This is a genomic window from Bacillus cereus group sp. BceL062 (genome assembly GCF_051780025.1).
Lineage (GTDB): Bacteria > Bacillota > Bacilli > Bacillales > Bacillaceae_G > Bacillus_A > Bacillus_A toyonensis.
The window spans coordinates 84,024-107,705 of the sequence record NZ_JBPWGY010000002.1 but is presented as its reverse complement, the minus strand read 5'-3'; the positions used below and the strand labels follow the sequence as shown (position 1 = coordinate 107,705).

Below are 23,682 nucleotides of genomic sequence, written 5' to 3'. Positions count from 1 at the left end.
CTGGTTCGCTTTTTATATCGTTTCACTTTATCCGATCTGAGAAACCTTCCCTTCATCTTGATATTTCTCTTTCCCTATCGCCTTCATAAATAATAAAATACTGCTCATACCAACAATAAAGTACAGAGCACTCATGCCCCAAGATGCAATAAATGAACCTAACATAACACCTAATGCCCCGTTCATTTTCGCCATTTGAAAGACCATCCCGTTAATCGCCATATAAGAACCTCTTGCCTCATCCGGCACCATATCTGCCATAATAGATTGACGCACTGGCACATACATCATCTCGCCTACCGTTTGGAAAAGCCCTGCAATTAATAAAATCCATAAACTATTGCTCGTTCCGAGTATTGTAAATCCAATTGTATAAATGAATAAACCTACATATAAGATTTTCAAATCGTTGAAGCTTTTCAGCATTTTAATAAGGAGTGCCGAACATAACACAACTAAAATTGTATTCTCTGCTGAAATCCAGCTCATCATTCGAATACCTGTTAAATCAAACGTCACACCATTCCTAAAGAAAAAGTGCACCGTTTCAAATTCCCGCTGCAAACGTACTCCTAAATAATTATTAACCTGAAACTCTAAAGATAATGTACATATACTTGCTGCACAAAAAATTAAAAACGCTTTATCTTTCATTACAACTTTATAACTATCTGCCATATCTTTTAAGACATTTTTCTTCTCTACTGTTTTTCTCGCTACATACACCTCTTCCATATATACAGCCATCACATATAAAGTAATAATGGCAACAAGCGTTAATACGATAAACAATTGTAATCTATAGTTTTCAAATAGTAGTCCTCCAAATATCGCTCCAATTGCAATGGATAAATTAATCGCCCAGTAGTTAATGCTGTACATCACTTTTCGATTTTCCGGTGTACTCACATCAATTAACATCGCCTCTGTCGCAGGATTCATAAGACCAGACCCTAAACTATTCACTAACATAAAGATAAATGTTAGCCACGGTGAATCTACATAATCTGAATTTGCAATCCCCATACAAGCGATTGAAATGACTTGTATACTTTGACCGATAATCATTACTTTTTTACGACCAAGTCGATCCCCAACATATCCACCGTATAAACCAATTACTAATGAAGCTATTACATTAATAAGTAGTAACGCACCAGCAATTGCACTACCTAATTTTATTGAAAAATAAATCGCCATAAATGGAAAAATCATCGTGGATACAGTACGTGTTAAAAACGAAGTTATAATTCTAATTTTTATATTTCGATGCATACTCCAAAACCCCATTGTTTCCCCCTCCTTATGCTTACTTATTTTACTTTGAAAAAAAGGAAGAAAAAGGTTAGAATATTCTAAAGAGTTTCCCCTTTTATGATAGAAGGAAGTGTATATATGAAAATTATGGACTATTACATTAGACTAAGACTACATGCACAAGATCAACAAAATATTCGAAATAGCTTACAAGAATTAGCGGATGTTTTATATTGCAGTACGAAAAACGTAAAGATTTTATTAAAGAAAATGAGCGAGGAGCAATTAATTAACTGGACTCCAGGGCGAGGCCGCGGGAATAAAACGGAAATTCTATTTATACATAATTTCGTAGAAGCGATTGAGTCCTATACAGATGAACTGTTAGCGCAAGAAAAATTAAAAGATATCTTTCTTCTTTTAAAAGAACCCCTACCCCTTGCACTTCAAAAAAAGATAGAAAATAAACTACATCATCATTTTGGATACGAACCTTCAAATGATATGTACGACATATTAAAGATTCCTATATCGAGAAAGATATTTCCATTAGATCCGGCTTTTGTGGCTGTAACTACAGAGAGCCATCTTACGAGTCAAATTTTTGATACGTTAGTCGTTTATAACGATGTTACTGAAAAAATGGAACCACACATTGCGCATACGTGGGAATTAAGTGAAGACGGGCTTACGTGGAATTTTTATTTACGAAAGGATGTATATTTTCATAACGAAACAGTTTTAACTTCTAAAGATGTACGATTTTCATTTGAAAGACTAAAAGAAATTCACTCTCCTTTCGAATGGTTAACAGAAGAAATTGTTCAAATTGAAACACCATCACCATTGCAAATTCGATTCCATTTAGCAAAACCAAATCTATTTTTCTTACACTATGTAAGTTCCATACAACTAGCAATTTTGCCACATGATGCTAGTATTGAAAATCATCATTATATAGGTACTGGACCTTTCAAACTTGCTCATTACTCTGAAGATAATATCGTGTTCGAAGCGTTCACTCATTATTTTAAAGAGCGCGCGTTATTAGACCGTATTGAATTTTGGGGTATTCCTGATCATGTACAAATCGATGCTGATTATGAACTACCAAATGAAGAAGAAAATGAAAGGCATAATATACAAATAGAAGAAATAGGTTGTATTTATGCTAGCTTCAACTTTAAAAAAACCGGTCCTCATCATGACATGTACTTTCGAAAGGCTTGGAGAGAACTATATGATGTTGAAACGATACTTCGTAGCATAGAGGGTAGACGAACAATTGCTGCATCAAGCTTTTTCCCTGAAAGAAGTCGCCAAGTTCCTAATAGGTCCTACTCTTTAGAAAAAGCGAAAGAGTATTTGAAAAAGAGTACCTATAATGGAGAAACGATACATATTTATTTCTTCGCATTTAAAGACAGTGCAAATGACGCACATTTCCTAAAAGAACGTTGCGAACAATTAGGAATACGCGTAGAACTTCACCCATTTCTCGTTTCAGATTATATGGATTGTTCTATCGATAAACATGCCGATATTATTTTCATGGGAGAAGTGTTTGCTGCTGATCATGAACTCGCATTCTTAAATGTGTTTAAAAATAAAAGTTGCTTCGTAAATCGATTTATGGACCCACACTATGAAAACCAAATTAACTGTTTACTCGATACCTTCTTATTAGAAGAAAATAAAATGAAGCGCTATGAGCTCATGTATGAAATCGAAGAATTTTTACAAGCAGAATACATCATTTTATTTAACTATCACGTTTTAAAAAGAAAAACATATCCTTCTGCTTTAAAAAACGTAACGATTGATTCATTCGGTTGGGCAAATTTTGCAAAGTTATGGATACAGCCATCCATGTCTTAAAATGTGAGTCATTATAAAAGGAGAGGAACTATGAAACGCAACCTAGAAAAAAGACTTTCCTATCTATACACAGGTGAGTTATTTTCAGTCATTACTTTTATCTTCACAAGTTACTTACTTAATTATGCTTATCCTACATTACATTTATATTCCCTATATTCTTTTTGGGTCTCATTTCTTCTTTTAGAGTTTATCTTATTACAAGGAGTAATTTACTGGTACGTAAAGTGGAAACGACTAAAAAAAGAGAAAACATCTGTTACGCCCATTAGGATGATTCAATATTTAAAAATACTTAAAAAGATAAATATAGCATTAATTATCACGGGATTTATTACGTTTACTATTGATTTTGTAATTTGGTATCCCCACTTACCTTTAGGTGGGCTATCATTCACCCTATTTATTTATATTTTTGCATTACTTGAGTACATTAACTATTATCATACTCAGCTTTCATACGATAACATCTCTGATATGAAACATTTAATCAAATCAAAAAAACTAAAGCAGTCCTGTATAAGTAAAGATTTTCAACGTATTTCATAAAAGAGAAGGTACTACATCCTTAGTAGTACCTTCTTCACAATACAAACTATTATTGAATTACTCCATCCAAGTGATTTTTCAAGTTCAATAAATATTGCTCAATATCCGGATTCTTCACCACATCATAACAAGCAAAACTCTTTAACGGACTCATACCGAGAAACTTCTGCACACGGTGTAAATGACTAAGCGTAGATTCTAAACTTTCTCCTTCAAAAAACTTCGTCTTATCTCCAAATGCTTTCTCCGGTGCGTTCCAAGTTGTAGAAAACATATACTCTTGCTCTTTTAATAAACCACCTGTTCCATATTCATCAGCACCTTTAAAGAACAAACCGTATTCATATACTTCATCCATATATGTTTTAAATAGTCCAGGTACACTAAACCAATAAATTGGTGTTTGATAAATCACAACATCCGCCCATAAAAACTTCTCTTGCTCTTCTTTAATACTATAGCCATCTTGAATCGTTGTTGTTTTCACATTATGATTCTCGCTTAATACCGTTACCATATAATCTACTAACGTTCTATTTAATCGTCCTTCTTTCGTACCGTATTTCTCATGTCCATTTATAATAAAAATATTTTTCATCGCTTTTCTCTCCCCTATATGATCTACTCTTCAGCTATTAAGCCCAGTTGCTGCTTCAGCGTAAGATTATCTTCTAAATGCCAGTCTTCCGTGATCTTTCCGTCTTTCACATGTAACATATCAATGGCGAAAAAATTGATTTTCTTATCATTATGCGTTCCTGTAAAAGAAAGACGAGCTGTTACTTTATCACCAACGACTAATAAATCTTCAATCTCGCAATGTATATTAGGAACGACTTTACGAAAATTTTGTGCCGCAAATTTTAGTCCTTCAGTGCCTTGTGGTCGCCCTTTCGGCAATGTATTATCGAAAAAATCTTTAGTAACAGTCTGCGGAATAAGTTCCTCCTTACCTGTATCCCAAAATGCATAAAAACGCTGCGCTGCATGAACCATTTCTGTCGCTTCTTTTTTACTTAGTGAGGGATCAATTGTCATTGCTTTTGGCTTTGGCATCTCTTTTAATAACTGAATTTCAGTTTTTTGCTCACCACTACATGCTACAAACACAATACAAATGACAAAAAAATTAAGGAACATAAACAACTTTTTCATACTCATGGAAATCACCTCCTCCTCATACAAACCCTTTGTATTTCGTATTGCTATTGTATATGCACTAACTTCCTTTATGGAAGTAGTGATATTTTTTTCATATAGTTACCAAAAGTATAGTTTTGTGATACTATAAAGCAAATTCATTCAAAAAATTTTTATGGAGGCTAGTTCCATGAACAATATAGATTCAGTTGTATTAACGAAAGGTTTACCTGGCATACCTTGTCCTATCGCTAAAACGCTTGACGTAATCAGTACAAAATGGACGTTTTTAATCATTCGTGACCTTCTTATTGAAGGAACTTTACGTTTTAGTGATTTACAAAAATCAATGGACGGCATTAGCCCAAAAACATTATCGCTTCGCCTAAAAGAATTGGAAGCACAAGGGATTATAACGCGAAAAGTATATCCAGAAGTTCCGCCCCGCGTAGAGTACACTTTAACGGATAAAGGAAAGCAATTAGAGGGGATTTTTATTGAATTAAAGCGGTTTGGATTAAGTTTATAAACGAAAAGCCCCTTACCATACAAATAGTAAGAGGCTTTTCATTATTCACTACATTACTTCGCAAAACTTTCAGCTAGCTGTTTCTCTCTCCACATAAATGTAATGCCGAGACCAACGATTAAAACAACTCCTGAAAATGCATATGGATAATGAATATTCATATCAAATAATATTCCGCCCATAGCAGGTCCTGCGATATTTCCTAAACTCGTATACGTTGAGTTCATACCAGCAACAAATCCTTGCTCTTTTCCAGCTGCTTTTGATAAAAACGTCGTTAAAGCTGGACGAAGTAAATCAAATGCTAAGAAAATGAAGCAAGTAACGAGAAGTACAATCCAATAATTAAAGACTACAGTGGATACAAACGCTAACACTGCTCCCACAATTAAACATATTTGAATTAACACTTTTTCACCAAACATGTCAACTAATTTTCCAAACATAAATACTTGCACAACTACCCCAAAGATTGAACTAATTGTAATAATTGCAGCAATATCTTTCGGCGTGAAACCAAATTTATGATCAGAAAACAGACTAAACACAGTTTCATATGCTGATAATCCAAATGCGAGTACAAATACAATAATAAATGCAATTGCATACATTGGGTTTAATGATTTCTTTAAATCTCCAATAAAGCTTGATTCTTTCGTATTAGAAGAAATTTCTGCAAGCTCTTCTTTCGTTAACGGTTCTTTTAAAATAAAGATCGAAATCACACATGCTATAAAGGCAATCACTGCTGCCACAAAGAACGGCACACGTATTCCGTATTCTGCAATAAACCCGCCGATTCCAGGCCCTATAATAAATCCAGTGCTAATAGCTGCTGAAAGATAACCCATCGCCTTTGGTCGTTCCTGAATCGATGTAATATCCGCAACATATGCTGTAACTCCCGGCATAATAAACGCAGCACTAATTCCGCCTAACACCCTCGCTACATAAAGCATCCACACATCTTTTCCTAATCCAAAAAGCAGCTCTGAAACACCAAAAATAAATAATCCAATGATTATCATTTTCTTCCTACCGTAAAGATCGACCCAACGACCTGTAATTGGTGAAGTTATGAGCTGAGCCATTGCAAACACTGCAACGAGATAGCCCATCGTTTTACCTGTTAAATTCATATCATTCATAAAGGACGGCATAACCGGAATGATTAACCCAATCCCTAAAAAAGCGATAAATATATTGCTTAAAAGAATGACCAATACCATCTTTTGTTCTTTTATCGGTTTCTTCACTTTTTAACACCTCTTCCCGTAAGTTCCTCTCAAAAATAATGCCCAAGAAACTTTTTCTTTATCCTGCTATTTGTGGGCTAATAATGAGTGGAGATACCCCCCACTCATTAAAGTTTCACTTTATCCTTCCACACATACACAAATACAGGGTGAATGACTATCATTCAGTTTTTCGTAGAAATGAACCTACCGTCTTAAGATAGGTTCACCTAACTGTTTTGTCCCCATTAATGCGGGCTAATAATCAGCAGGGAATGCCCCTACCAATTAAAGTTTCCCTTTATTTCTTTATATGTAGTGCATGTATTAAAAAATCTAGTACTTCTGCCTTTTGAAGCTCCACTTGCTCATCATCTTTATGATCGTATAAATAAACTTGTTCCGCTGCTGATTCAACAAGAGCGATAAATAACTTGGCTGTTCGCTCTGCGTGAACCGAATCACGAATTTCACCAGCTTCTTTTGCCTCGCTTAAAAATTCGCTTAGCCACATATAAAGAGGCTCATATACAGCTTCCCATTCTTTTATATGTTCAGTAGATGCAAGACCCGCATACATTAATGCTTGTATTTCACGATATTCAGCTATAAAGTTAAATACTGCATCTATTACTTGCTCAACTTTACTTGAAAAAGATGCATCGTTCTGTACTTTTTCTTTCACTGCAAGTATCATCTTCTCAACCATCACTTCTGCTATTGCAGGCATAACAGATAGCTTAGAAGGAAAATATAAATAGAAAGTTCCTTGTGCAATGCCAGCCAATTTCACGATATCAGAAATCTTCGTTTTTTCAACGCCCTTTTCCTGAAACACTTCAATAGCTGCATAGACAATTTTTTCTTTTTTATTCATCATCTAAACCCTTTCACACTCATATTGAATGACTGTCACTCATTTTATAAAATAACTAGCTGTACTGTCAATCATCATGTACTTTCATAATAAAAATCTCCCAACAGATCGTTAGGAGATTTAGCTTTAATATCCTTTTCTTATGAAAGGGCCTTTAATCCCGTAACTCCACATACGATAAGAGCTACGCTAATCAAACGTGCCTTACTTTTTGATTCACCAAACAGAAACATATTTAATAAAACTGCGCCTGCTGTTCCAATACCAATCCAAACCGCATAAGCCACACTTACTTGTAAGAACAAGAAAGAAGTGTATAAGAATGCGAAGGACGTTGCAAATCCACCTATATAAATCGCTCCATTTGCTAACGTCTTATCTTTACTATACATTTTAAGTCCTATCACACCGACTATTTCACTAATTGCGGCACAAAATACGAAAAACCAACCCATTTTTAAGCAGCTCCTTTCACAATTTCTTCCGCGGTTTCTTCTTTATTATCAGCCAGTTTTAAACCGATAACACCCGCTACGACCATCACGATAAAGAATAATTTCCCTACACTGAAACTGCCGCCGAAAAGGAATACATCCATTAGGAAAGTACCTACCGTACCAGCTCCGGCAAACACAGCATATACAGTCCCTGTTGCAAGATGTTCACACGCTTTAGAAAGAAAATGAAAATCAACAGCAATAACTCCTACAATAACAACCCAATGCCACCAAGTATGGGCTGTATTAAAACCGAACACCCAAAATATTTCAAAGATACATGTTAATATCACATATAACCAAGCTTTATTTTTCATATCTCTCACCTTCTATTATTATATGACTGACCGTCAGTCATTTATAATTTAAAAAATATAATCTCACGCAAACTACTATTTTAAAAAAACAATATCAGCCTCATTTATCCTTATATTTGTTCAGTTATTAAAAATTACTTATCTACACCCTTTCATAACAAATGACTGAATGTCATTCATAAATTATTTTACACGAATAATTTATAAAATGTCAATACCAACATTCCATAAACAATTTAACTACTTGTAATACTTTACATTTTTAGAAACCGTAAATTGCTTAACTTGATGGCAACAATGTCTCTTCCTCCATCAATCAACTTAATAAAAATCGGTACTCATTATTGTTAAAAATGTTATTCTTTCTTTATTAATAGGGGGCTAGCGTAAAAAAGACACCCTCACAGGTGTCCTTTTCATTATGGAAATCTCTTAAAATACATTTCTATTTAAAAACCTTTTGTTACATCATAATACCGTTATGTTTGAACGTATACCATTTTCCATTAATTAAATGTTTTCCAACTGCCATGTCACCGCTAGACTGTAAATAATACCAATTTTTATTTTCTTGTAACCAACCTGTTTTCATTGGGCCATCTTCAAAGTAATACCATTTCCCTTTATTGCTAAACCAACCTTGTTCACTTGCACCAGATTGATCATTAAAGTAATACCATCCTTCTTCTAGCTGTTTCCATCCTGTTAGCATTGAACCATCTTCATTAAAGTACCAAACCGTACCGCCTTCAGCTAGTTTCCCTTTTCGCATAGCACCAGTGTCATCAAAAACATAACGCTTTCCGTTTTCTTCTAACCAGCCTTCGTTCCAGTTATTTTCTGTGCTTTTCATTGATCCATCTGTATTTAAGTAATACCATACGTTATTATTTTTTAACCAGCCTGTTTGCATGACACCAGATGCATCAAAATAATACCATTTCCCTTTCACTTGTGCCCAACCTGTTGCCATAGCGCCATCTGCATTATAGTAAAACCATTTCCCTGTATAAGGCCCACTTTTAATCTCTTGCCAACCTGTAACCATAGTTCCATCTGCATTAAAAGTGTATGTTTTTCCTCCTATAGTCCTACGGCCATCAGACATGTAACCATCTTTGTCAAAGTGATACCATGAACCATTGATTTTTTTCCAATCTTTAGCCATAGAGCCATCTTCGTTAAAATAATGCCAAACTCGAACTTTCTTCCATCCTATTTGCATTGAACCATCTTCATTAAAATAATATGTTTTTCCTTGAATATTTTTCATATATGTAGCCATCATGCCTGTTTCATCAAAGTGATACCATTTTCCATTAATATTTTTCCAGCCTATGGCCAAAGAACCATCTTCATTATAGTACAACCAGTATCCCGTCCCTTGAAACCAACCACGTTTTTCTTGAACTTGCTCAATTGTATCCGCTTTCTTTTGAGAAACTACATTTTCTTCTGCATGAGACACTGCTGGTATGATAAACATTGAAGACATTAAAATCGGCAAAATAACTTTCTTCATTTTCCAAATCCCCCAATTAATGAATATTTTTAGTTTTTATTTCCACAAACAGAATTGTATTACGTTAGTTAAATATAGTCAACAGTTTTTGTAATGTAATTGTAATATTTTTTATAAATTAGAAACATATGAGTTTTTAATGTAATTATAATTACATAATCGTTATAATTAATCATCCATTTTTTCAAGTAATTCATTCGTTCCAAATATCAAAAAGATAAAAAGTATGGATTTCATAGTAGTCAAAACTTTGAGCGTATACATGAACTTTTTAATACTGTTATAATTTTAGTTAACACAATAGTCTTTCAAATTTTTAATCTAGTTTAATAAAATCAATATTCCGTCAATAATATTGATAATACGATACTTTCTCCACTCCCCCTTGGAGAGATCCCTTGAATGGAGCAGTTAGCTTTTGCTAGCTGCTCATTTTTATTTATCGACACACTATGGTGAAATACTCATAGATCAAATCCATTTTTCATCACGTAACAGGAAACAGCGTATTTTTTAATCTATTTATTTTTCACCGAGTCTTTGTATGCAATGATTTTATTTTCAAGCATCTTCTCTGTAACTTCTAAGTTTTCTCTTTGAATCTGAATAGATTTCCTGTGATCTTCTAGGAGCTGTAAACGAGCTTCAGTTGTATGCCCCCCTTCTAAATATAATCTAGCGTATTCTCTTATTTTCGCTATTGGCATTTGCGTTTGTTTTAACTTCATTACAAACTGCAACCACTTTATATGTGATTCTTCATACAGTCGATTTCCATTTGTATCGCGATTTGCAATTAGTATGTTCTCTTTTTCATAATAACGTAATGTATGTGTGCTCACTCCTAATAATGTAGCTACCTCGCTAATTGTGTACATACTCATACTCCCTCCGCATGCCATTTGCCCTCATATATTTTGCGTTCTTATCAAATTTATAAAAAACATTTGACTTAGAGTATACTCTAACAAATACAATCTAACCATAAATGAATTTGAACTTAGGGGGATTTTATATGAAATATACTGTTATTACTGGTGCTAGTTCTGGAATCGGCTATGAATCGGCTTTAGCCTTTGCATCTCGTGGAAAAAATATAATACTTGTAGCTCGAAGAAAAGAAGAATTAGATGGATTAAAATTGAAAATTAACGAAATGTATCCGGAGTTAGATGTTGTCATTCGAAGAACTGATTTATCCGTCACGGAAAATGTTTATAAACTTTATGAAAGTCTCCAAAGTTTTCAGATTGAAACGTGGATTAACAACGCAGGTTTTGGTAATTTTGCCTCAATCGCTGAACAAAATTTAAATAAAATAGAAACGATGTTGCATGTAAATATAGAAGCACTAACAATACTCTCTTCCCTTTTCGTTCGAGATTATTCAATGATTGATGGAACACAGCTTATTAACGTTTCATCAGGCGGTGGATATACGATTGTCGCTAATGCTGTTACGTATTGCGCTACGAAATTCTATGTAAGTGCATTTACAGAAGGATTATCTCACGAACTGAAAGAACAAGGTGCAAAATTACAAGCAAAAGTTTTAGCTCCTGGTGCAACTGAAACAGAGTTCGCGAAACGATCATTTGATATTGATGAATTCCAATACGATAATGTTGTACCAAAATTCCACACTGCAAAACAAATGGCACAATTTATGCTCGACCTTTATGATAGCGATAAAGTTATAGGGCTTGTCGATGGTTCTACTTATAACTATGAGCTTAAAAATCCCATTTTTAATTTTGCAGTAAGAAAAACAAATTCAAATTCTTAACAACATCTCATTTCTGCCTAAAATATAGATACCCACTATTTCTTAAATAATAGTGGGCTTTTTTCTCTCTAAACATTTCACCCAACATACCTAATCATCGCCACTTCATCACAATAATCAACTTTTGGACAATGTCTGCAATCAATCCACACTTTCTCTGGCAACACTTCCTTATTCACAAAATCAAACCCACACTTTTGAAAAAATTCCGTTTCATATGTTAAAGAAATTACCCTGTTCACTTTTATCTTTGCCGCCTCATCCATAACATGATTCACTAACATACGCCCTATCCCTTTCCCTGCATATGTATGCGAAACTACTAAAGATCGCACTTCTGCAAGATCCTCTCCTAATACATGTAAGCCAGCAACTCCAACGACTTCCTCTCCTTCTTTCATAACATATAAACATTGCAAATATTGATAGAGAGACAAAAGAGAACGCGGTAAAACAACCCCCTCTTTTGCATAAACTTCAATGAGACTATAAATTTCTTTCACATCACTCGTAACCGCATTACAGATTTTCATATTATATCCCCTTGCCCCCAATATTAATATTTATAACTTTAAATGAATTTTAATACATAATTTTATATAATAATACATCTCTCTTTTCTCCTCGTCAATCACTTTATACAAACAAAAAACCAAGCAATCTAATCGATGCTCGGTTCCTCATTTCGTATCGGCAATACCGTCGAATATTTAATTTCACGCAGTGCTAAACTTGTCTGTATCCGTGTAATACCAAGCTTGTTCAACTTTCTAATAAACTGCTCCAGTTCTTTACGATCACGATTTGCAACTTTTAATAAATAATCATATTCCCCTGTTAAACAATGACATTCTAACACTTCAGGCATCGATTCTAATTCTCGTTCTAGCACTTCAAGCTTTTCATACTGATGAATATTCGTACTCATAAAAATGAAGCATAGTAAATCAAAACCGAGCTTTTCTTGATTTAAAATTGCTACTTGCTTATCAATAAAACCTTCTCCATCTAACCTTTTTATTCTTGCATGCATCGCAGCTGGAGATAAATTAACACGGCGTGCAAGCTCTGCATTACTTACTTGTGATTCTTTCTGCAATATATCTAAAATTTGTACATCCAAATCATCTAAAACTTTAATAACAGATGACTCCATTATAATTCCCCCTTTTTTCTTACCGATGATTATTCGAAAAAACATCCCTTAATTCAAACGAAACTGAATATTATTCTTTAAGATACAAACAAAACGAAATATTTTATTGATTTTTAACCATTACACAAAAGAATATATTACACAATAAAGAAAAATGCTAAAATTATTTACAATTCGTATTGATTATAACAAAGGGGATTTTAATATGCCTTATTTTTATGTCTTTTTACTATTATTAACGAGCTTATTATGGGGAGGGAATTTTGTCGTTGGGAAATCTCTCGTCGATCATGCCTCGCCGATGACACTGACGAGTTTAAGATGGATCATTGCGATCGTTTGTTTATTACCTATGGTATGGTTTAAAGAAAAGAAAATCCTGCCACCGCGCGCTGCGATACTACCTTTAATACTGATGGGGATTTCAGGAGTCGCTCTCTTTAACATCTTTCAATTTTTAGCATTAGAAAAAACATCCGCAACGAATGTGGGTCTCATCTCTACATTGAATGCAATTTCAATTGCACTATTTTCGGTATTATTTCTAAAAGAAAAAGTAAATACACTTCAAATATTATCCATGACCCTTTCATTCTTCGGGGTTATCCTCGTTCTATTAAAAGGTGATTTCTCACTTTTATTTTCACTACATTTTAATAGCGGAGATTTATGGATGATTGCGGCAGTTTGTATTTGGGGGATATATTCTGTGTGCAGTAAATGGGCAACAAAAACAACTACACCACTAATGGCGACGTTATATTCTGGTATTTTCGGCATTATTTTATTATTGCCATTTAACATCGGAAACTTCACTGTTTCAAATATAAATACATCATTCATTACATCGCTTTTATATACAGGAATCATTTCAACAGTACTTTGTATGGTATTTTGGAACATTGGTGTACAAAAATTAGGAGCTACAACATCGGGAATTTTTCTAAACTTCAATCCGATTTTCACAGCTATTTTAGCATTCCTTTTTCTAGGAGAAGAATTAACATGGATACAAATTTTAGGTACAATTGTCGTCGTGACAGGATGTTATTTATTTTCTCATTTCAAAACAGTTGCTGTTCAGCCAACTAGAGCTTTACTGCGCAAACATTCTTAATCAAAAAAACATCGCCACCAAAGTGGCGATGTTTTTATTTACCTTTCATTTCTTTCACATACTTCTTTTCTTCTTCTGGCGATAAACGTTCTGTTGCCTTTCCAGTATCACCACCTTGAATTTCCCACAAAAAGTTATGCTCCTCAACCGTTTGTGAAAAATCCCCTTTCTCCCAGCGCTCCAAAGTAGCAAGTAACTTTGATTTATTTTTAAAATTTGTACTGCTTTCTACCGCTTCCTTCGCACTACGAATTTCCTTATTTGTCATTTCAATAAATCCCCATTTTTCAGAGGATTTCACTTTTTGATGTACCATCCTATGCATGGTAGAAATAATTTCATCTTCACTAGCTTGTTGCTTCTCTTCCTTTGCTTTCTTCCCTTGTTGCCCCGTTACATTTTGTGCTTTCAGACTCTTCTCCTCTTCTTCTATATAATTAAGAAGTTTCGTAACACCGAATACAGCTCCTATTGCAATTACAATCATTGTAATTGTCCCTATAATCCATTTTTTCATATTATGTATTCCCCATTCCCCTAATAATCACATAAACAAATGGAATCGCCTGCGCACAGCCGATTCCATTTGTTTCCTTATTATATTTTAAACCTTCATCGCTTCTCGCACAATAAAACTATCCACATATTGCTTAAATTTTATAATTTTCCCATTTTCAAGCTGCCATATATGAACAAATTCTGCTTCAAACAATTTTCCCGTTTCTTTATAAACTCCTGAATAAACACCTTCAGCAATAATTACATCTTTTCCGTTTACTTCATGATACATATTTACACTCGCTTTATAATCATCCCATTCTGATCCTAAACGACTAAATACATTTTCCATTATATCCTCTGTACCTATATACGTCCGCCGTACGGGAAACCTTTTGCCTCTGTCCATTCTATTTTTTCAGAGAGGGCTTCTGCTAAATGTTTTGCATTCGAAGAAGCTGATCCTTCATACGTACTTTGAATAATTTCTAAATTTGATTTAAGCATAGTAATTCCTCCCTCGTTTATTTATTCTTTACACAAGTCGTAACTAATGTAGTTACAACTTGTGTAAAAAAATATGCTAATTCATTTCATTCTTAACTTAGTTATTGTAACCATTATAGTTACAATAACTCTTTAAGTCAACAATTTATAAATAAAATTTACTTCGTTTTCATTACTTTCTCTTTTAAGAAACGATCTACATATCCTTCTGCTTTTACAACGAATAAATACGCACCCATTGATAATAATGCAAGATCTAATTCATATCCTGGATTCTTGCCATCTCCTAATAATCCTGCTGCTCCATTTACCTTTACGATAGCTCCAGCTAAAATAAGAGCGAATAACAATCCTACATATCGAACACCTAAACCGATAATTAATAATATACCACCAACTAATTCAACTGTCGCTATGCCATACGCAAGGCCACCTGGTAAACCGATACTTGTAAACCATCCTGCTACGTTATCTATACCTGATTGAAACTTTGCTAAACCGTGTGCAAAGAACGTAACTCCTAACACGATACGAATAATTAAATTCCCAATATATTGATTCATTTTGAACTCCCCTTTTTTGTTTTGTTATGGTGAACATTTATTCACAAGACAAAACAATACGGTATTTCGTTTCATTCGTCAAATGCTTTTTTTAAAGAAAACAAAAAACATTATCCGTTTTACGAATAATGTCTTTTATAAAATAGCGCTAATTCAAGCTTTTACTCAATCGCACAGAAAAAGTTGAAACTTTTTTCCAGCACCAATATAAGGCAATAACAGCACGTCCTCTTCCACAACCATTCCGACAACATTCACCTTCTCATCTGTAGGCAAATCATTTATAACAACTTGCATCTCCCCGGCATATCTACCGTACAATTCATTATCAATTGTGATACTGCCTTTCTTTCTTGCGATTGCATGCATCGGCTGTAAAATCACTTTATTTCCTTCCCTTGATTCTACTGAGCGAATGACATCACGTGCTGGGTCTAATCTATTTGTATGCACTTGCTCTACTACTTTTAATACTTCATTTTCATTTATAAATGACTCATATCGCAGCGGAATAATCCCTCTACTCACGCTCGCAATTTCTTGTACACTTTCTAAACTAGCACTTATATCTCCAATCAACACTTTATCGACATCACAATCTTGAACAAGTTCTAAAAACGCTTCAAGCGGGCGCATATTGCGGTGCTTTTCTAACGTTGGTAACCCTTCATATAACGGGCCACGTTTATCCTCATCTCCCGGAATAAATGCCATCGTTGTTATTCCACACGCATGTAAATATTGATTTTGCTTTTGTAAAAAGGACCTTGCTAGTCCTGTTTCTGGGCGCGGATAAAAATTATGCCACGCTTCTACATTCTCTACCCGTATATTTTCCGCAAGTAACTCTTCCCAGAAAGATTCTGTAATCGTACTCGCATTTAAAGCTACTTTCATCTTATGAGATACACGCGCAATTTCCTTCGGCGCAATGCCATAATCCATTCGTAAACCAGTAATACCAAAGCCCAATAACACTTCCACATTTTCATACGTTATTCCTAAATGATTTAACGACTTTGGAGATATATCCACCATTAATTCCATTTCATTTTCGAGAGCCTGTTTCCCTAATGTTTGAATTAACTCTTTATACGTATCTGGATCGTCTTCCGGAATATGAAGTGATGTAAAAATAGATGAAAATCCGTTTTCCTTCGCTATTTTTAGCCACTCTTTTTGTTTGTCTGCTTGCCCTTTTGAAAGATAAATTGAAACTCCTATCATATGAATCTCCCTTTCTATGAATAGAAAAAGAGAAAGGAATCCCTTTCTCTATATGTTTTCTGCCATTTCTTCTTTAAATCCGAAGAAGTACGTGAAGATAAATCCGAAAGTATATGCAATGACTAAACCTAAGAAATATAGTAAATATTTATTATCAGCAATTAACGGGATTAAAGATAATCCTGATACGCCAATTCCGAGTGAAGCCGTTTTCATAACTGCTTGGAATGCACCACCGACAGCCGCTCCTAAACAAGCAGTGATAAAAGGTTTTCCAAGTGGTAATGTAACCCCGTATAATAACGGCTCACCAATCCCTAAAAACCCAACTGGCAATCCACCTTTAATTACGTTACGAAGTCGTTTATTTTTTGTTTTTACATAAATTGCAATCGCTGCGCCCACTTGACCGGCACCAGCCATTGCGAGTACTGGTAATAAAGGTGTTACGTGCGTTTGATTAATAAATTCCATATGAATCGGTGTTAAACCGTGGTGTAATCCGACCATAACGAGTGGTAAAAACGTTCCGGCTAGCACTGCTCCAGCAAATGCCCCACCAACATTTAAAATTGCGTTAATACCGCTCGTAATACCATCAGATAAAAATCCCGCTGCTGGCTGAATCGCTAACATCGTTACTATACTTACAGCTAATACAGTAATAAGCGGTGTTACAATAATATCTACTGCATTCGGCACTGCTTTTCGTACTCTTCTCTCAACTACTACCATAAGCCACGCTGCAAAAATAACTGCAAACAATCCGCCCCGCCCAGGTACCATTGCCTCACCAAATAATTTCACATTTGCCATCGCCGGATTGAAAATTAAAATACCCGCAATCGCCCCAAGAACTGGTGTCCCGCCAAATTCTTTCGCTGTATTCCAACCGACTAAAATCCCTAAAAATGTAAAGATACCGCCGCCAATGAGTAGTAACATTTGTAGCCATGTAGCATTCGGATCAGCACCAGCGTTTTTCGCAAAGTTAGCAACTCCGTTTATAATTCCTGATGCAACAAGACCAGGTATTAACGGAATAAAAATGTTACCTATTTTTCGTAAAAAGTTCTTCACTGGTGTATTATTTTTCTTCTTCATCTCTGATTTAATCTCTTGACCAATATCTTCAAGATGATGATCTGCAACCTCACCAATTCGTAATCCTGTTAAAACTTCCATTTCAGCTGCTACTTTATTTACAGTTCCTGGACCAACAACAACTTGAAGTGTTTCATCTTCAATGACGCCCATAACGCCTTCAACCTTTTTCAAAAGATCCATATTCACTTTACTTTCATCATGAAGCGTTAACCTCAGTCTCGTCATACAATGAGCAATGCCACGAATATTTTTTATTCCCCCAAGTTGCTCTGAAATTTCTTTGGCCATTCTCTCTTCTTTCTTCATAATAGAATCCCCCTCCCTATTCTTATCGTTTCACTTTATAATGCTTTCTTCACAAAGCCTTTCGCTTCTTTTAGTTTTTCTAGTGCTTCCCCATACTCACACTGTAGTAATACCATAACGATAGCAACTTTCACATTACGATTTGCTTTTTCGTAATACTCTGCTGCTACTTCATAACTAACTCCTGTTGCTTCCACAATAATTCGTTTTGATCGTTCTACTAACTTTTCATTCGTAGATTGAACATCTACCATTAAGTTTTTATATACTTTTCCTACACCAATCATTGACGCTGTTGAAATCATATTGAGCACTAATTTTTGCGCTGTACCAGCCTTCAAACGTGTTGAGCCTGTTAATATTTCTGCACCTGTCTCCACTTCTACATTGAGTTTTGCATACTTACTTATTTCAGCATTTTTATTACAAGAAATACTCGCCGTACTTGCTCCCACACTATGTGCGTATTTCAATCCGCCAATTACGTAAGGGGTTCTACCACTTGCGGCAATACCAATCACTGTATCTTTCTCGTTTAAGCCAATACTTTTCAAATCTTCTTCTGCTAATTCTTCGCGATCTTCGGCACCTTCCACCGCCTTAGTAAACGCTTTCAATCCACCTGCTATAAATCCTTGCACCATTTTATCATCTGTTCCAAATGTTGGTGGGCATTCAACCGCATCTAAAATACCTAAACGGCCACTCGTACCAGCCCCAATATAAATTAATCGGCCCTCTTCTTCAAAAGATTTAATAACAGTCTGTACAGCCTTTTCAATGTGTTCTATTTCTTTTTCAACTGCTAACGCAACAGTTCGATCTTCTTCATTCATACTTTGTAACACTTCTTTTATACTCATCTCATCTAGATTCGTCGTTTTCTCATTACGGTGTTCTGTCGATAAATTTTCTAACATATTGCCACCCTCTTTGAAATTATATTTCACACTTTTATTATAACTTCAAGAAATTAAAAATCAATAACTCTTTCTTATTTTATGAAATAAAATTTCACAACATGACATATTTTTGTCAAAGATAATAAAGTGAAACTTTAATCAGCCCGACCCCCACCTAACTTTCTTTGCTTCCGCTGAATTTTGAGGGAGGGGTCTTACTGCCCGGCAAATAGCGGGATAAAAAAAGATGAGTCCCCTCATCTTTTCTTCTACTTTAACTTCCGTAACCGCAAAGCTTCTTCTCGCGTCTCCATAAATTGATCCAGCACTTTATTGCCAATTCGATTAAAAGTAATCACATATAAAGCATCAATCATATTCAGTTGCGTCATTCTCGAAGCAATACTCGCAATACGATGATCTTGCTCTACATCCGGCATACAAAGGCGAATGTCCGCTTCTTTATATAAAGGTGATGATTGGTCAAGTTTCGTAATTCCGATAACAGTTGCACCTTGTCTCTTTGCATATTGCGCCATTTCAAGCACATCTTTCGTTCGCCCAGATGTTGAAATCGCCACAAATATATCGCCTTCTTTTAAATTCGTCACAAGCGGCAACATCATATGAAAATCAGATAGCATCATCGCTGTAAATCCGAGCCGTGTAAATTTATACGCCCCATCCATCGCCGGTGTCGCTGACCCACCTACGCCGTAAAATAAGATCTTATCCGCATTTACAATACGATCTGCAGCTTTCTCAAGTTCCTTCTTATCTATCGCCGTAACACTTGCCTCAATTGCGGCTTTATTCACATACGTAACTTTATTAAACAAATCGTACGGTCCATCTTCCTTATTCATTACTGAAAAATCGTTAATATTATAATCAGCAATCGTTAATTCACGAACAAGCGCTATCTTAAATGCTTTAAAGCTTCCAATACCGATTGTTTTACAAAAACGTACAACACTCGCCTCACTCGATCCCGCATTTGTAGACACTTCTTTTGTCGTTAAATTTGGAACAATCTCTGCGTTCTCCATTATGTACATGGCAACCTTCTTTTCAGCTGGTGAAAATTGATCCATATTATTTTCAATTTTAAATAGTAATGTTGAAGCTTTCACTATTTAACCTCCACTTCTTACGGTTGCGTATATTCTCTAATATCATTTGTATCATATAGATAAAAACCATCATTACCAGGTAGATGATGAACAATTACAGTTCAATCCCCTTTTTAATATGACGTTATTTCATCTTCAGATCTCTGTTTTTCCCATCCATGTATCCAAACTGCAAAGTCAGGTACAAAAGCAGTGTACTTATAGTCTTTCGGTTTTCATCTTCTACATAGGAAGAAAAAATAGAAACTGGAAAATATTTTACTTTTGATTCTTTCCATGCGGTAAATGGTATACATAGTGCAATAAGTATGATTACGCCTATAACCTTCCCCTTCGTAATCTTCACACATCCCTCTCCTCGTCCACATCATATACATAGATTTTACCATAATTACAAACCACTCATGCTACATGCCCATTGCTTTTTGAAATAAAAAAAGCTTACCTACGTTAGATAAGCTCTTTCCCTCTATACAAAATACTTCTTTAAAAGTGGCGGTGTAATAATCGTCGTCAATATAACAACAATCACAATCGCTGTGAAATTTTCTTTCGCTAATAAATTCGCCGTAAGTCCGTTTGCTGCGATAATCAGCGCTACTTCTCCGCGTGACACCATCCCTGCACCAATACTAATAGAAGATTGGAGGTTGAATCCTGTCAGTCTTGCTCCTAAACCTGATCCTATTAACTTTGTGAAAATCGCAACGAGCGTCATAATGATAATGAACCAAAGCTGACTCCCGATTCCTTGAAATGTAATTTCCATTCCGATACTTACGAAGAACACTGGTACAAATATCGCATAAGCAATTGGTTCAATTTTATGTTCCACTTCATGCTTATACTCCGTTTGAGAAATGGCAATTCCTGCTGCAAATGCTCCAATAATACCTGCAATTCCCATCATTTCACTGTAATACGAAAAAGAGAAACAAATAATAAGAGCCGCGCTAATTAAAGCTTCTGTTACGCGAAGCGGCACAAGCATTTTCATAATCCAAGGAACGACTTTCCATGCGATAAAAACAATACTTACAAAGAAAATAATTTTCTTTACAATGACAAGTGTTATATTCACATCTTGCGTTCCTAAAAAGCTCATAACAAACGCTAATAAAATAACGACAATTACATCATCAAATACGGCAGCACCTAAAATCGTTGTACTTTCTCTCGTATTCATCTTCCCTAAATCTCTTAGCGTTTGCACTGTAATACTAACCGATGTTGCACAAAGTAATAATCCTAAAAAAATGGCATGAGATTGCAGTAATCCAAACAACAGTCCTGTCACATATCCACCGATGAAAGGAAAAATAATTCCACCAGCCGCTACTGCAAACGACGATTTCAAATTCCGATTTAACTCTTCTAAATCTGTTTCAAGTCCCGCCATAAACATAAGTAGCAAAACACCAATTTCACTAAGCTCATCAATAAGTTCTGAACTATTAATAATACCTAGCACCGCAGGACCGATAATAATACCAACAAGTAATTTACCAAGTACTGAAGGCTGACCGAGTCTAACGCTAATATCACCAGCTAATTTCGTACAAAGTAAAATGACGACAAGTTCAAAATAAAATAACATAGCATCTTCTCCTACTATATAAAGTGAAACTTTAATCAGCCCTCACCAATCGGGCGTTTACGGGCAGCCCGACCCCCATCTAACTTCTTTGCTCCAGCCGAATTTTGAGGTGGGAGTTTTACTGCCCGTTAATGCGGGATAAAATAAATCTATTTGTTAACCCGCATCCATTTCCGCACATAGTTTCCCCTATTCATCCGCATTTTATTTGTTAAAGTTTTATTTGACAAAATATTCTGAATTATAATAAAGTTAATCCAGAAACTTTAAAAAACTACATACCATAACTGTACCTCCATTTACTTACGTACTCTTTTGTAATGGGCTCATACTATATTCGCAGTTATGGAAATGAAAAACGGGGGGAGAGTCCAAAATGAAGTCATTATTACGAAAAAAACCGCTCAGTACTGAATCACCAAAGCAACTAGATAGAACATTAACTGCACTCGATTTAACGTTTTTAGGAATCGGCGCCGTAATTGGAACAGGGATTTTTGTATTAACAGGTATTGTCGCAGCAAAACATTCTGGTCCTGGTATTATGCTATCATTTCTTATCGCTGCATTTACTTGTGCTTGTGTAGCCTTTTGTTATGCTGAATTTGCTTCTTCTATACCTGTCTCAGGAAGTGTGTATACTTACGCATATATGACAGTCGGAGAAGTCGTCGCCTTCATCGTCGGATGGTGTTTAATGCTCGAATATTTACTTGCCGTTGCAGCTGTAGCTGTTGGGTGGTCTGGTTATTTACAATCTTTACTACAAGGATTTAACATACACCTTCCCGCCATAATCGCCTCAGCCCCCGGTGTTGGAAAAGGTGGTATCATCGATTTACCAGCTGTCTGTATTTTACTTCTTATTACTGGCCTTTTAAGTTTCGGTATACGTGAAAGTGCACGCATTAATAATATTATGGTTCTTATTAAACTAGCTGTTATCATTGCCTTTATCGTTGCAGGCGCAAAATATGTAAAGCCTGAAAATTGGACACCGTTCATTCCATTCGGATACGACGGTATTATTACTGGAGCTGCCACTGTATTCTTCGCCTTTTTAGGGTTTGATGCAATCGCAACCGCTGCAGAAGAAACGAAAAAACCACAGCGTGATTTACCAATTGGCATTATCGGTTCCCTTCTTATTTGTACTGTTTTATACATGATTGTATCTTTCGTTTTAACAGGCATGGTTCCTTATACACAATTAGATGTTTCTGATCCAGTTGCATTTGCATTGCATTTCGTTGGTGAAGATACAATTGCAGGATTACTCGCTGTTGGTGCGATGACTGGAATGACAACCGTTCTCTTAGTCGTTATGTATGGACAAGTTCGTGTTTCATATGCGATGAGCCGCGACGGTTTACTTCCAAAAGCGTTAGCACGCGTAAATAAAAAAGTGAAAATCCCTTTATTAAATACGTGGATTACTGGCGTTGTTGCCGCTTTATTAGCGGGACTTTTAGACCTACATTTACTCGCGAATTTAGTAAACATCGGTACGTTAACAGCCTTCACATTCGTTTGCTGTGCTGTACTTATTTTACGAAAAACACATCCTGACTTAAAACGCGGATTCCGTACTCCTTTCGTACCTGTACTACCAGTTGTCGCAATCCTTTGCTGTTTATATTTAATGATCAATTTGTCTAAAACGACATGGATTAGCTTTGCAGTTTGGCTTATAGTCGGCTTATGCTTCTATTTCTTCTACTCTAGAAAGCATAGTCATTTAGCTACTGAAAAAACAAATGATGAGACGAAAGAAGCATAATAAAATAGCTCGCCGATGAAACGGCGAGCTATTTTCCTGTTTTATTATGTTTTCTCGTTAACGATTGTAAAATGATGAATATGCCGATGCAAGCTATAAGCGATGCCCAATTCCCTATTGGTGTAGCGTATTTAAAAACTCCAATACTTACAAGCAATAAGAAAATAATCACCTGATATATAAGCTTCCACTTTTGCATAGC

General features: G+C 35.4%; 25 protein-coding genes and 2 pseudogenes. 6 read left to right on the top strand and 21 right to left on the bottom strand.

All coding sequences use genetic code 11. From position 1 onward, the window contains the following. Positions 1-27 precede the first annotated feature (27 nt). The gene (locus ACS2MN_RS05725) at positions 28-1,290 is read right to left on the bottom strand and encodes an MDR family MFS transporter (protein WP_000508192.1); all 1,263 of its coding nucleotides are present in this window, start codon (positions 1,288-1,290) and stop codon (positions 28-30) included. 84 nt (positions 1,291-1,374) lie between these two features. On the opposite strand from ACS2MN_RS05725, the gene ACS2MN_RS05720 reads away from it, so the two are divergent. Together ACS2MN_RS05720 and ACS2MN_RS05715 are read left to right on the top strand one after the other, a co-directional pair. Further along, on the top strand, positions 1,375-3,135 hold the full coding sequence (locus ACS2MN_RS05720; protein ID WP_346994906.1) for an SgrR family transcriptional regulator: 1,761 nt from the start codon (positions 1,375-1,377) through the stop codon (positions 3,133-3,135). Positions 3,136-3,165: 30 nt separating this feature from the next. Next, positions 3,166-3,684, top strand: coding sequence for a hypothetical protein (locus ACS2MN_RS05715; RefSeq protein ID WP_000827930.1), 519 nt, complete (start codon positions 3,166-3,168; stop codon positions 3,682-3,684). 49 nt (positions 3,685-3,733) lie between these two features. Here ACS2MN_RS05715 and ACS2MN_RS05710 read toward each other — a convergent pair whose 3' ends face one another. Both ACS2MN_RS05710 and ACS2MN_RS05705 read right to left on the bottom strand, forming a co-directional pair. Beyond that, entirely contained in the window at positions 3,734-4,282 is a 549-nt protein-coding gene (locus ACS2MN_RS05710; RefSeq protein WP_098709111.1) for an NAD(P)H-dependent oxidoreductase, read from the bottom strand. A gap of 23 nt (positions 4,283-4,305) precedes the next feature. Further along, complete coding sequence (locus ACS2MN_RS05705; protein ID WP_052943458.1) at positions 4,306-4,845, bottom strand: ester cyclase; 540 nt, start codon at positions 4,843-4,845, stop codon at positions 4,306-4,308. 169 nt (positions 4,846-5,014) lie between these two features. On the opposite strand from ACS2MN_RS05705, the gene ACS2MN_RS05700 reads away from it, so the two are divergent. Next, entirely contained in the window at positions 5,015-5,353 is a 339-nt protein-coding gene (locus tag ACS2MN_RS05700) for a winged helix-turn-helix transcriptional regulator (protein ID WP_001059478.1), read from the top strand. A 53-nt stretch (positions 5,354-5,406) separates the two neighbouring features. Here ACS2MN_RS05700 and ACS2MN_RS05695 read toward each other — a convergent pair whose 3' ends face one another. The 6 genes from ACS2MN_RS05695 to ACS2MN_RS05670 form a co-directional block, all read right to left on the bottom strand. Beyond that, entirely contained in the window at positions 5,407-6,609 is a 1,203-nt protein-coding gene (locus tag ACS2MN_RS05695) for an MFS transporter (RefSeq protein WP_000742963.1), read from the bottom strand. Between the two features lie 280 nt (positions 6,610-6,889). Continuing rightward, positions 6,890-7,468: a TetR family transcriptional regulator gene (locus ACS2MN_RS05690; protein WP_002038002.1), complete on the bottom strand. Its 579-nt coding sequence runs from the start codon at positions 7,466-7,468 to the stop codon at positions 6,890-6,892. A gap of 137 nt (positions 7,469-7,605) precedes the next feature. After that, the gene (locus tag ACS2MN_RS05685) at positions 7,606-7,920 is read right to left on the bottom strand and encodes a DMT family transporter (protein WP_000539672.1); all 315 of its coding nucleotides are present in this window, start codon (positions 7,918-7,920) and stop codon (positions 7,606-7,608) included. Positions 7,921-7,922: 2 nt separating this feature from the next. Further along, positions 7,923-8,279: a DMT family transporter gene (locus ACS2MN_RS05680; protein WP_000790623.1), complete on the bottom strand. Its 357-nt coding sequence runs from the start codon at positions 8,277-8,279 to the stop codon at positions 7,923-7,925. Between the two features lie 463 nt (positions 8,280-8,742). Then, positions 8,743-9,801 carry a glucan-binding protein gene (locus ACS2MN_RS05675; RefSeq protein ID WP_000755815.1) on the bottom strand — a complete coding sequence of 353 codons (1,059 nt, stop codon included), beginning with the start codon at positions 9,799-9,801 and terminating at the stop codon, positions 8,743-8,745. A gap of 518 nt (positions 9,802-10,319) precedes the next feature. Then, complete coding sequence (locus tag ACS2MN_RS05670) at positions 10,320-10,679, bottom strand: MerR family transcriptional regulator (protein WP_098805975.1); 360 nt, start codon at positions 10,677-10,679, stop codon at positions 10,320-10,322. A 137-nt stretch (positions 10,680-10,816) separates the two neighbouring features. Here ACS2MN_RS05670 and ACS2MN_RS05665 point away from each other — a divergent pair, with 137 nt between their 5' ends. Then, the gene (locus ACS2MN_RS05665) at positions 10,817-11,587 is read left to right on the top strand and encodes an SDR family NAD(P)-dependent oxidoreductase (protein WP_000878091.1); all 771 of its coding nucleotides are present in this window, start codon (positions 10,817-10,819) and stop codon (positions 11,585-11,587) included. A 77-nt stretch (positions 11,588-11,664) separates the two neighbouring features. Here the strand turns inward: ACS2MN_RS05665 and ACS2MN_RS05660 are convergent, their stop codons facing one another. Next, positions 11,665-12,120: an N-acetyltransferase gene (locus ACS2MN_RS05660; protein ID WP_000686677.1), complete on the bottom strand. Its 456-nt coding sequence runs from the start codon at positions 12,118-12,120 to the stop codon at positions 11,665-11,667. Positions 12,121-12,248: 128 nt separating this feature from the next. Next, entirely contained in the window at positions 12,249-12,743 is a 495-nt protein-coding gene (locus ACS2MN_RS05655; protein WP_000446110.1) for an Lrp/AsnC family transcriptional regulator, read from the bottom strand. Between the two features lie 205 nt (positions 12,744-12,948). Between ACS2MN_RS05655 and ACS2MN_RS05650 the strand changes: the two genes are divergently transcribed. Then, positions 12,949-13,860, top strand: coding sequence for a DMT family transporter (locus tag ACS2MN_RS05650; protein ID WP_001146259.1), 912 nt, complete (start codon positions 12,949-12,951; stop codon positions 13,858-13,860). A 34-nt stretch (positions 13,861-13,894) separates the two neighbouring features. Here the strand turns inward: ACS2MN_RS05650 and ACS2MN_RS05645 are convergent, their stop codons facing one another. The 9 genes and pseudogenes from ACS2MN_RS05645 to ACS2MN_RS05605 all read right to left on the bottom strand — a co-directional run bounded on the left by ACS2MN_RS05645 (position 13,895) and on the right by ACS2MN_RS05605 (position 21,700). Beyond that, positions 13,895-14,377, bottom strand: a complete 483-nt coding sequence (locus ACS2MN_RS05645) for a PRK06770 family protein (RefSeq protein ID WP_000758760.1) — start codon at positions 14,375-14,377, stop codon at positions 13,895-13,897. A gap of 87 nt (positions 14,378-14,464) precedes the next feature. Next, positions 14,465-14,859, bottom strand: a pseudogene (locus ACS2MN_RS05640) (nuclear transport factor 2 family protein); the annotation flags it as partial. A gap of 164 nt (positions 14,860-15,023) precedes the next feature. Next, positions 15,024-15,428: a DoxX family protein gene (locus ACS2MN_RS05635; RefSeq protein WP_001077742.1), complete on the bottom strand. Its 405-nt coding sequence runs from the start codon at positions 15,426-15,428 to the stop codon at positions 15,024-15,026. Between the two features lie 165 nt (positions 15,429-15,593). Then, positions 15,594-16,655 (bottom strand): DUF871 domain-containing protein, encoded by a 1,062-nt coding sequence (locus ACS2MN_RS05630; protein WP_000580649.1) that lies wholly within the window; start codon positions 16,653-16,655, stop codon positions 15,594-15,596. Between the two features lie 48 nt (positions 16,656-16,703). Then, complete coding sequence (locus ACS2MN_RS05625; RefSeq protein WP_000711285.1) at positions 16,704-18,068, bottom strand: PTS transporter subunit EIIC; 1,365 nt, start codon at positions 18,066-18,068, stop codon at positions 16,704-16,706. A 35-nt stretch (positions 18,069-18,103) separates the two neighbouring features. After that, positions 18,104-18,988, bottom strand: coding sequence for an N-acetylmuramic acid 6-phosphate etherase (gene murQ, locus ACS2MN_RS05620; RefSeq protein ID WP_000892372.1), 885 nt, complete (start codon positions 18,986-18,988; stop codon positions 18,104-18,106). A gap of 251 nt (positions 18,989-19,239) precedes the next feature. Further along, positions 19,240-20,103 (bottom strand): MurR/RpiR family transcriptional regulator, encoded by an 864-nt coding sequence (locus ACS2MN_RS05615; RefSeq protein ID WP_000648150.1) that lies wholly within the window; start codon positions 20,101-20,103, stop codon positions 19,240-19,242. A gap of 17 nt (positions 20,104-20,120) precedes the next feature. Continuing rightward, positions 20,121-20,449, bottom strand: a pseudogene (locus tag ACS2MN_RS05610) (outer surface protein). 123 nt (positions 20,450-20,572) lie between these two features. Next, the gene (locus ACS2MN_RS05605) at positions 20,573-21,700 is read right to left on the bottom strand and encodes a cation:proton antiporter (RefSeq protein ID WP_087950919.1); all 1,128 of its coding nucleotides are present in this window, start codon (positions 21,698-21,700) and stop codon (positions 20,573-20,575) included. Positions 21,701-22,076: 376 nt separating this feature from the next. Here ACS2MN_RS05605 and ACS2MN_RS05600 point away from each other — a divergent pair, with 376 nt between their 5' ends. Next, positions 22,077-23,480, top strand: coding sequence for an amino acid permease (locus ACS2MN_RS05600; protein ID WP_000838742.1), 1,404 nt, complete (start codon positions 22,077-22,079; stop codon positions 23,478-23,480). A gap of 28 nt (positions 23,481-23,508) precedes the next feature. On the opposite strand, the gene ACS2MN_RS05595 is transcribed toward ACS2MN_RS05600, so the two are convergent. Beyond that, complete coding sequence (locus tag ACS2MN_RS05595) at positions 23,509-23,679, bottom strand: hypothetical protein (protein WP_087950918.1); 171 nt, start codon at positions 23,677-23,679, stop codon at positions 23,509-23,511. Between the last annotated feature and the right edge of the window lie 3 nt (positions 23,680-23,682).

Coding starts and splice junctions, on each gene's coding strand:
- ACS2MN_RS05725 (WP_000508192.1), bottom strand. CDS start 1,290: ATGGGGTTTTGGAGTATGCATCGAAATATAAAAATTAGAATTATAACT.
- ACS2MN_RS05720 (WP_346994906.1), top strand. CDS start 1,375: ATGATAGAAGGAAGTGTATATATGAAAATTATGGACTATTACATTAGA.
- ACS2MN_RS05715 (WP_000827930.1), top strand. CDS start 3,166: ATGAAACGCAACCTAGAAAAAAGACTTTCCTATCTATACACAGGTGAG.
- ACS2MN_RS05710 (WP_098709111.1), bottom strand. CDS start 4,282: ATGAAAAATATTTTTATTATAAATGGACATGAGAAATACGGTACGAAA.
- ACS2MN_RS05705 (WP_052943458.1), bottom strand. CDS start 4,845: ATGAGTATGAAAAAGTTGTTTATGTTCCTTAATTTTTTTGTCATTTGT.
- ACS2MN_RS05700 (WP_001059478.1), top strand. CDS start 5,015: ATGAACAATATAGATTCAGTTGTATTAACGAAAGGTTTACCTGGCATA.
- ACS2MN_RS05690 (WP_002038002.1), bottom strand. CDS start 7,468: ATGATGAATAAAAAAGAAAAAATTGTCTATGCAGCTATTGAAGTGTTT.
- ACS2MN_RS05685 (WP_000539672.1), bottom strand. CDS start 7,920: ATGGGTTGGTTTTTCGTATTTTGTGCCGCAATTAGTGAAATAGTCGGT.
- ACS2MN_RS05680 (WP_000790623.1), bottom strand. CDS start 8,279: ATGAAAAATAAAGCTTGGTTATATGTGATATTAACATGTATCTTTGAA.
- ACS2MN_RS05675 (WP_000755815.1), bottom strand. CDS start 9,801: ATGAAGAAAGTTATTTTGCCGATTTTAATGTCTTCAATGTTTATCATA.
- ACS2MN_RS05670 (WP_098805975.1), bottom strand. CDS start 10,679: ATGTACACAATTAGCGAGGTAGCTACATTATTAGGAGTGAGCACACAT.
- ACS2MN_RS05665 (WP_000878091.1), top strand. CDS start 10,817: ATGAAATATACTGTTATTACTGGTGCTAGTTCTGGAATCGGCTATGAA.
- ACS2MN_RS05660 (WP_000686677.1), bottom strand. CDS start 12,120: ATGAAAATCTGTAATGCGGTTACGAGTGATGTGAAAGAAATTTATAGT.
- ACS2MN_RS05655 (WP_000446110.1), bottom strand. CDS start 12,743: ATGGAGTCATCTGTTATTAAAGTTTTAGATGATTTGGATGTACAAATT.
- ACS2MN_RS05650 (WP_001146259.1), top strand. CDS start 12,949: ATGCCTTATTTTTATGTCTTTTTACTATTATTAACGAGCTTATTATGG.
- ACS2MN_RS05645 (WP_000758760.1), bottom strand. CDS start 14,377: ATGAAAAAATGGATTATAGGGACAATTACAATGATTGTAATTGCAATA.
- ACS2MN_RS05635 (WP_001077742.1), bottom strand. CDS start 15,428: ATGAATCAATATATTGGGAATTTAATTATTCGTATCGTGTTAGGAGTT.
- ACS2MN_RS05630 (WP_000580649.1), bottom strand. CDS start 16,655: ATGATAGGAGTTTCAATTTATCTTTCAAAAGGGCAAGCAGACAAACAA.
- ACS2MN_RS05625 (WP_000711285.1), bottom strand. CDS start 18,068: ATGAAGAAAGAAGAGAGAATGGCCAAAGAAATTTCAGAGCAACTTGGG.
- murQ (WP_000892372.1), bottom strand. CDS start 18,988: ATGTTAGAAAATTTATCGACAGAACACCGTAATGAGAAAACGACGAAT.
- ACS2MN_RS05605 (WP_087950919.1), bottom strand. CDS start 21,700: ATGTTATTTTATTTTGAACTTGTCGTCATTTTACTTTGTACGAAATTA.
- ACS2MN_RS05600 (WP_000838742.1), top strand. CDS start 22,077: ATGAAGTCATTATTACGAAAAAAACCGCTCAGTACTGAATCACCAAAG.
- ACS2MN_RS05595 (WP_087950918.1), bottom strand. CDS start 23,679: ATGCAAAAGTGGAAGCTTATATATCAGGTGATTATTTTCTTATTGCTT.